3 protein-coding genes and 1 pseudogene are annotated in these 6,659 nt (G+C 57.2%); 2 read left to right on the forward strand and 2 right to left on the reverse strand.

Features of this window, described 5'->3' with window-relative positions; translation table 11 throughout:
* Positions 1–1,023, reverse strand: a complete 1,023-nt coding sequence (locus tag GGI60_RS25895; protein WP_183919081.1) for a UDP-glucuronic acid decarboxylase family protein — start codon at positions 1,021–1,023, stop codon at positions 1–3.
* Positions 1,024–1,408: 385 nt separating this feature from the next.
* Between GGI60_RS25895 and GGI60_RS25900 the strand changes: the two genes are divergently transcribed.
* Complete coding sequence (locus tag GGI60_RS25900; RefSeq protein ID WP_183919080.1) at positions 1,409–1,729, forward strand: hypothetical protein; 321 nt, start codon at positions 1,409–1,411, stop codon at positions 1,727–1,729.
* Positions 1,730–1,832: 103 nt separating this feature from the next.
* Here the strand turns inward: GGI60_RS25900 and GGI60_RS25905 are convergent, their stop codons facing one another.
* A complete protein-coding gene (locus tag GGI60_RS25905; protein WP_183919079.1) occupies positions 1,833–2,615 on the reverse strand; it encodes a response regulator transcription factor in 783 nt (260 codons plus the stop codon).
* Positions 2,616–3,129: 514 nt separating this feature from the next.
* Here GGI60_RS25905 and GGI60_RS25910 point away from each other — a divergent pair.
* Positions 3,130–6,538: pseudogene (locus GGI60_RS25910) on the forward strand (DEAD/DEAH box helicase).
* The last annotated feature ends 121 nt before the right edge of the window (positions 6,539–6,659 follow it).

Raw genomic sequence — 6,659 nt, forward strand, 5'->3', positions numbered from 1 at the left:
TCATATGGCCTCCGCCTTCTCTGTCCGGGCAAGCAGGCCGTCGAAATATTCGACGGTGCGCGCCAGGCCGGCTTCGAGCTCGATGTGAGGCTGCCATCCCAGCTCGGTCATAGCCCGGGAAATATCCGGCCGCCGCTGGCGCGGATCGTCGACGACAGCAGGCAGGTGAACGATGCGGGAACGCGAATTCGTGAGGTCCCGGATGATTTCCGCCAGGCGCCGAACGGTGAATTCACCGGGGTTACCCAGATTGATCGGGCCGTGGCAGGCGCTGCCGGCTGCCGAGAAACGCAGGAAACCTTCGACGAGATCGTCGACATAGCAGAAAGAGCGGGTCTGCTGGCCGTCGCCGTAAATTGTCAGATCGGCGTTGCGCAGAGCCTGCACGATCAAATTGGAAATGACCCGGCCGTCATCCAGGCGCATACGCGGCCCATAGGTATTGAAGATGCGGCCGACCTTGATGTCGACACCATAGGTCCTGTGGTAGTCGAAAAACAGGGTTTCGGCGCTGCGCTTGCCTTCGTCGTAACAGGCGCGCGGCCCGATCGGGTTGACGTTGCCGCAATAGGTTTCGCGCTGCGGGCTCTGGTTCGGATCGCCATAAACCTCCGACGTCGACGATTGAACGACGATCGCGCCGGTCTTTCGCGCACAGTCCAGGGTGTTGACGGCACCGAGCACATTAGTGAGCAATGTACCGACCGGATCCCGCTGATAATCGGGCGGAGACGCGGGCGAGGCAAAATTGAAGATGAGCGACGCTTCGATATCGAAGGGCTGCCGGACATCGTGTTCGATGATGCGAAAACGGGGGTTCGACAGGAGATGATCGACATTTACACGACGGCCAGTCGAAAAATTATCAAGGCATATGACGCTGTGGCCGCGTAGCAGAAGCCTTTCGCAGAGATGCGAGCCAAGAAAGCCGGCCCCGCCATTGACAAGGGCAGCGCCCAGATTCTTGAGCACCGGCACGCCTTCTACTTCAGAATAACCTTCGCCGGGAACGAAACTACGCATTACAAACTCCTTCCCATGTTTTAGTCTTTTGTTTTATTCAGGCGCTGCGTGCCTCCAATATCCGGTCGGATATTCATCTCATTGAGTATCTCAACTTGAATAACCTTATAGTTATTCTTCGGATATATGGTTTACTATTCGAATGATAAGGTGATTGTTAGATAGGTCAACTTTAAAAACGTTCTCAACCCAAAATAAGTACGAAATTGTTCTCTAAAGTAACAAATAATTAATCATTTTCTATCTTTTTTTCACGTAGAACGGGTATCCCGACATCACTCAAGCTTCCGTCAATCAAGAACGGGTACAAAGAATGAAGGGCTGGCCGCGCGTAACTGCTCGACCGGTCTTGCATCCGGGAGCGCCATATGCGAGGGGATTGGCCATGTCGAAAAAACACGCTGCAGCGCAGCCGAAAGGCTGGCGTCTATTTCATTTTGCGATGTTTGCCTGGGGAACGACGGTTCTTGCGGTCGGACCGACGGCCTGTGCGGTCGTTAACGACGACATAGCCGCCGTCGCGAAAAAGAATGTCGTCGGCGAGACGCCACGTGTCTCGAAGGCATACGCCTACCCGGAAAACCGCGCCGTGCGGCCGGCCGCGGCACCTGCCCGCGTCGTCGCCTATCACGGGTCCGCCCCGTATATCTGCTCTCCGAGCGGCTTCGGACAGAAGTCGCGCTGCTTTGCGCGTCCGTCGATCTGAAACAAATCCTTCGAATCGACATCAATGCAAGGATAAAATTATCCGTCAGTTCAACGTGCTGCGGCGTCCCTTGGGCGCCAGAACAGACGCGGCGCGCTGCAGATCAGTTGCGCCAACGGCTCGACATCTCGTCATCGCCGACCGGATGGTCGTTGAAGAAGCGGGATGCTGCCTCGGTGCGGTTTCGGACGTTCATCTTCTTGTAGATGTTGCGGACGTGAACCTTCACCGTGTTTTCGGAAAGATGCAGCTTGTCGGCGATGATCTTATTCTGCGTCCCCTTGCAGATGAGATCCAGGATCTGAACCTCGCGGGTCGTTAAAGCGGAGATGCTGTCGCGTCTCAGCTTGAGCGCGTTATTGCGCGCGGCATCGACCGATTTCGTCTGATAGAGTGAAGGCTCCAGCTGGGGGCTCTTGTTGGCGAGACGGTTAAGAAGTGCCGAGGGAAAATGCTCCCCGCCCTTCATCAGCAGATCCACCGCGGCCATGAAGACATCAAGCCGAAGATTGAGCGGCAGGACGCCGTCGATGATCCTTGCCTCCACCAAACGGCTGACATAGGGTTCCAGCATGTCGATGGCCTCGACAACGAGTCCGATCGAGGTTTCCGGGTGATTTTCCCGTACCGCCTTCAATGCGTCCTGAAGCTCAGGCTGAGGTATATGATAGAATAAAACGAGCTTTATATCGCTAGTATCCTTTTCCAGCATCGGCTTCGTATTTGCTAAGCTTGGCACATCACAGTTCGGGAATTTCTTCGCCAGTGCCTCCACCATGCATTCTGAAAACAGATCCGCCTTGGCAACTACAAGGATAGTATCTCCGGAAGCGCTAGACTTTCTTGCCTGGTCGGTATTCTCCATTCCTGAGCCTGTCATGAACATATACGCCTCCCCTAGCGTTACACTTTACTCAAACGTGAAGCGATGGCGGGTAGACGATAGTATGAAATGCCGCCCCCTTGATGTCACCGCCCTTTTCTTTAGACATTTCTTAATTATGTTAATACGGATTGAGAAGGAAGGAAATGGCCCAAAGTGATTAGTTTTCGGGGGCGAAAAACGATACGTTACTTCGCGTCGGTTGTATTTTTGTTAAAACATATACTCCAGGGTTATATTTGCTTTCACTATAGATAATCAGATGAATGTAATATTCCAGTACAAATTGTCATATTTTTATCATTCTTTGCCAGCGGAGGCGGTCCTCGAACGATCCGGCCGCCCTCAGTTATGCCGCCAAGGCCAGGGCTGCCCTTCAAGCCTCCTTGCTGCGTCTACGCACCTTGCGCACCCTGACGCGTTCGGCCGGGCGCCCAATCACCATGGTCTTTGATTTTGAGCTGCAATCGTTGCTAAAAGAGGCGAGAGCCACTTAGCAACCCCTCAGTGAGAAGTCATGCAGACCGATGCAGACAGAGCGGAACGGGAACGGCTTCTGGCCATTCTCGATTTCTGGCACAAAATCGAGTTTTTCATACCTTACGATCTCTCAAGTCGGCTCGTCTCAGCGGAAGGACGGACCGTTTTCTGGCTGCATGCAAAAACGCTGTTGCAGGATGGCGCAGCACTCAGCCGTCCTGTTATACCCGAGGAGAAGCAGATTACCGGCTTTACGTTGTTCCTCAGCGTTTTCAGCAAATCCGAAATTGCCGATATCCGCCGGCGCTTCGACCGCGTTGCAGCCGATATTGCCGAGTACGAGGATGCCGAACGCAGCGATCTCGATGGCGATACCTGCTTTGCCAGCCTGCAGCTCACGCCGCTGGGACAGCCGATGTTCGAAACCTTTGCGGTTTCCACGCTTCCATGGGCTCTCGGCCGCGTGCAGAAATTCGGGCTTGCTTCACTCAGCCATGCGGCGTTTGCCGACAGCAAACGGCAGCTGTCGGAATTGCTTCAAAACTTTCGGGCGCAGCGACAGCTGACATCTTCAACCTTCGAGGCCGGCTCCGATCAGCCGATCGATGCCGCCGAAATCCTGGCGCTGCATGAATTGCTCTGCGATTGGGCGAGCTTTGTCTCGCGCCAGGAAAGGCCCATCGCCGCCGTCGAAATACGCTACCGTGACAGGGCGGAGCGATCCGATCTTATCTCCCTACAACCCCAACCGGAGGACCATGCCCCCAATGCCGACGATGAGGAAGACGAGAGTGCAGATGGTGAAGAAGACATTGGCATCCTGAACAGCTTCTTCGTCGAGGACATCGAACGGGCTTTGATTTGCGTCAAGCAGGGCAATGTCCCAGAGCCGCTCAGGCGATATCTCACCCCGCTGGCCGATGAAAAGCGGGTCGACCTCTATTCGCGAGATGGGCACCGCGCCATCGTTCGGGCCCTGCATCCGGCCAATCTCAACCGCGGACGCTGGCTGAGCGAACCTCACCTCGCCATGAGCCTCATGCAACAGTTCGCGATCAATTCGGCCATTGGCGACCGCTCGGAAACCGGACTGTTCTCGGTCAACGGTCCGCCCGGCACCGGAAAGACGACCCTGCTGCGCGACATGTTCGCGGACAATATCGTTCGGCGGGCCCGGATCTTGGGCGGCCTCGAGATGGCGCGCGATGCCTTTGACGGTGCGCCGCGCCGCATCACTTTTGCCGACTGCAGCACGGCCTCGATATCGGCGCTGATCCCGGCGCTCGCCGGATTCGAAATGATCGTCGCATCCTCCAACAACGCCGCCGTCGAGAATATCTCACGCGATCTTCCCAAGCAAAGCTCGATTTCGAAGACGTCGTCCTTCCACTATCTGCAGACGGTCGCTCATAAAATCGCCTGTCAGAAGGACAATGGGGGCGTGATCAAACTCGCCGACGGCGATCGCCCGTGGGGATTGATCGCCTGTGTGCTCGGCATTCCAGAAACCGCCGAGCGTTCAAGGAACGTTTCGCCTTCATGGAAATCACCGACAGGCCGAAGCCCGGCTGGTCGGGCGCCCAGAAGCCGCAGACCATCTGGGAATGGCTGAAGAGCTATGAGGGACCGACCTTCGCCGAAGCATCGGCTGCCTTTCATGCCGCCGACGACATGGTTCGCGACAAGATCGGGCGATATGCGCGCTATGCCGATCTCCGTGATGAAGTCGCGCTGGTTACGCGGGATGCATTCTGCCGCGAAACGCTTGAGAAGCTGGCCGCCGCCGCTGATGACCTTCGCCGTGCGCAGAACCGGTGCAATGAGATCGCGGCCGAGATGGGCCAGATCAAGGACAGTTTGTCCTCTTTGAAGGAGGAGGAACAGCTTCTCGACCGCAGCGCTCCGGCGCGATGGAAGAGAGTGCTCGCGACCAACCCCGCCCGGCAGCACCGGCAAGACGTCGTCGCAATGCGCGCAAGCAGCTCGAACTGCGCAAGGCGTTGGCAGAATGTGAGGATCAGCTTGCGAAGACGGATAAACCTGCGCTGGAACGCGCTTTACGGGTGCATGACCAAGCCGAACGGGCACTGCGGTCACGACGGAAAAACTGGTTTGCGAAGACCGAAGAGCTGGAGCGGCTGGGAGAAATTCTCGATCATCCCGCCGCACCGGAGCGCCTTGCCGACCTCGACAGCGATCAGGTGCAGATTGACGGCCTCTGGCATCAGGACGAACTGGCGGCTCTACGTTCGGCATTGTTCGAAGCAGCGTTGACGCTGCATGAAGCGTGGCTGGCTGAGGTCGGCCGGAAGGGCGGAGGTTTCGGCGGCAATATCGTTGCCATCAGCAAGCTGCTGTCCAACAACAATCCCGTCGATGACAAACATACTGCATCGATCTGGCAAAGCCTCTTCATGGTCGTACCCATCGTCTCGACGACATTCGCCTCCTTCGCCCGGCAGTTCCGCGGTCTCGAAACCGGCTCGATCGGCTGGGTCTTCATCGATGAAGCCGGCCAAGCCGTGCCACAGGCGGCCGTCGGGGCTTTGTTGCGGGGGCGCCGCGTCATGGTGATCGGCGATCCCCAGCAGATCGAACCGGTCTTTACCCTTCCGAGCGCACTGATTGGCGCCGCTTCGGCTCTCTCACCGCACACGGCGCAAGGCCAGTATTCGCCGAACAGGGTGTCGGTGCAGATGCTGGCCGATGCCGCCAATCGCTACGGAACAACGCTTCAAGACGAGGAAGCAGACGCGCTCTGGATCGGCAGTCCTCTCAGAGTGCATCGACGCTGCATCGATCCGATGTTCAGCCTCGCCAACCAGATCGCTTACCAGAACAAGATGATCTTCGGGCTGGCAGAGCGCCGGCCGGCCGGCGACGCGCCGCCCTTCTATGGCGACAGCGCCTGGATCGACGTCAAGAGCAAGGTTTCGGGCAAGCAGGCCGTTGCGGAGCAGACAGACTTCATCGTCGATCTCCTCGCCGCGACCTACCGCCGGTCCGGTATATTGCCGAACCTCTATATCATCTCGCCGTTCAAGGAGGTGAAGAACAGTCTGAGACGGGCTTTGACCCATGCGCGATGGACTGACCAGGACGGATATACGGGCGCATCTCCACCGAAACTGCAGAAGTGGCTTCAGGAACGGATAGGCACCGTCCATACTTTCCAGGGCAAGGAAGAGGATATAGTTTTCATGGTGCTCGGCACCGATGCCGACCATCGCGGAGCGGCCGGCTGGGCCGCCTCCAAGCCAAACCTCTTGAACGTGGCGCTGACGCGCGCCAAGCGGCGCTTCTACATTGTCGGCGATCGCGCGCTCTGGCAAACGCTGCCATATTTCAGGGAGGCGGCGAACGCTCTGGAGACGGTCCAGGCCACGGAATTCCTGGCACGGAATGCGCTGGAGGTGAGGGATCGGAACCCGGTCCTTTGGGACTGAGTGCTCGCTCAGATGTGTTTAGGAATCAAAAAGCCCGCCGGATTTGCGGGCTATTTTTGTATATGGTTGCGGGGGCAGGATTTGAACCTGCGGCCTTCAGGTTATGAGCCTGACGAGCTAC

Source organism: Rhizobium lentis (assembly GCF_014200175.1).
GTDB classification, from domain to species: domain Bacteria; phylum Pseudomonadota; class Alphaproteobacteria; order Rhizobiales; family Rhizobiaceae; genus Rhizobium; species Rhizobium mulingense.